General features: G+C 41.6%; 2 protein-coding genes. Both read right to left on the bottom strand.

All coding sequences use genetic code 11. The features are described from left to right. Positions 1 to 2 precede the first annotated feature (2 nt). Entirely contained in the window at positions 3 to 428 is a 426-nt protein-coding gene (locus tag AB4161_RS23100; RefSeq protein ID WP_102394485.1) for a hypothetical protein, read from the bottom strand. Between the two features lie 17 nt (positions 429 to 445). Further along, complete coding sequence (locus tag AB4161_RS23095; RefSeq protein WP_372084476.1) at positions 446 to 1,618, bottom strand: patatin-like phospholipase family protein; 1,173 nt, start codon at positions 1,616 to 1,618, stop codon at positions 446 to 448. Positions 1,619 to 1,676 lie beyond the last annotated feature (58 nt).

Here is a 1,676-nt window from a genome sequence, read left to right as displayed (position 1 = left end):
ACTTAAATGTATTCGATAACTCGAGCTAGATAGTTAAAGTCCCCAGAATCACCGTGGTAATTACGGTAAACATCGACACTGAAATATCTAGGTTGGTCCACTTGAATATGCTCAGCAATTCGCTGCTCGATGGATTCTAGAGTTTCACCTGTTTGCGAGTAAATGTATTTCTTGGTGGTCTTTTGAAGCTGGCGTTCTTTAGCTTCTTTATGTGTGACGTAATTGTTCACGTCAACCCACTGACCAATGTAGTCAATCTCCACGTAGTCTGAATTTTCTTCAACCATGAACAACGCCGCTTCTTGTTGAACGTCGGCCAGTTGTAGCATGTCGTTATCGACTTTTTGCTGTTCCATTGAGGTCACATTTTGTGCCATGGCAGCGCTAGACGTTGCCATGATAAGTAGCGCTAAAACTGTTTTATTCATTTTACGATATCCCTAAATTAAGGTAATTCTGTTACCCAAGGTTTGCCCTGAGTTGCTTTGTGATAACCATATTCGTATATGGTTAATAAATAGTGTTCATCAAACATGTCTTTGGTTCGTTTGGCGTAACCAAAGTCGTGCTCGATGTAAGTAAGTTGCATATCAATGTTGTTGATTTCACAGATGTATTTCATTCGATATAAATCACCACGTGTTTGAGCAAGAGTCAGGCTTGATACGCTCTTTGCTACTAAATCTAGACCCTTATCTCTCAGCGAGTGGTACGGCGCTTTCAGTGCTCCATTTCGAATAACATCGAGCTGTGGTGGTTTTTCTAACCCAAGAGCATCTGAGATCTGCTGATAGTCGAAGTTAGATGGATTGAAAAATACTTGAGCGGCTAAACCACCATCGACGTGAAGTTCTTCATAACTTTTACCTTCGTACTTCACATTGATAAACTGCGGTGGGAAGACTCCAGGAATAGAAGCACTTGCTGCTAAAACCTTATATATAAGTTCAGACTTATCTGGCATGTCACTATTTGCAATTGCGCCCACATTCCAAATGACAAGCTCTCCAGAATCAAAGTGTGTGCTACCAATAAACAAACGCTTACCGTTGCGGTGTCGCGCAGCAATTTGCTCGATCATCGGTTCAGGGAACGCCTGAGCGATAAATTGATTCAAGTTTTTACCGTCAGTAAAAGCATCTTTAAACACGGTGTTTAAAAAGTTCTTTTTGCCGAGCACTGATTTGTCATTGATGTTTAACATCACCTCCTTCATCTTCGGAAATGCATCTCCGCCGATGAATACAAATGGTGCCATTAGCGCTCCTGCACTGATGCCAGTAACTATTGAGTAGTCTTTCAATTGGCCAGATTCTTCCAGCCCTATCAAAATACCGGCTCCAAAGGCTCCGTTCGCGCCGCCTCCTGACAAAGCTAAGATATTTAGTTGCTCACCTGACACTTTAATTGGCGTTGTTTGATCGATTGGAGAGTATAAGAAGTCTGGGTTCTCACTCGCCCACATACGCAATGGCTCTTTTACTGATATCGCTTCTTCTACAACCACTTCTTTGTAATTGTCTTTTTGTACGCGTACATCCAACGTGTGGGGTGAGCTACATGCCACTACAAGTAATGACAAAGCAACGGTAAAACCCGAGGAAATTAGACGGTTCATAATTAGGCTCATTTAATGTTCTCTAAAATGATTCAGAAACTCTGTTTAATCAAAAGAA

Origin of the sequence: Vibrio sp. 10N.286.51.E5, from assembly GCF_041469125.1 — a bacterium.
GTDB classification, from domain to species: domain Bacteria; phylum Pseudomonadota; class Gammaproteobacteria; order Enterobacterales; family Vibrionaceae; genus Vibrio; species Vibrio crassostreae_C.
This window is presented reverse-complemented; position numbering and strand designations above follow the sequence as displayed.

What these genes read in the sequence shown, in the direction of transcription:
- AB4161_RS23100 (WP_102394485.1), bottom strand. Translation starts at nt 428, where the DNA reads ATGAATAAAACAGTTTTAGCGCTACTTATCATGGCAACGTCTAGCGCT.
- AB4161_RS23095 (WP_372084476.1), bottom strand. Translation starts at nt 1,618, where the DNA reads ATGAACCGTCTAATTTCCTCGGGTTTTACCGTTGCTTTGTCATTACTT.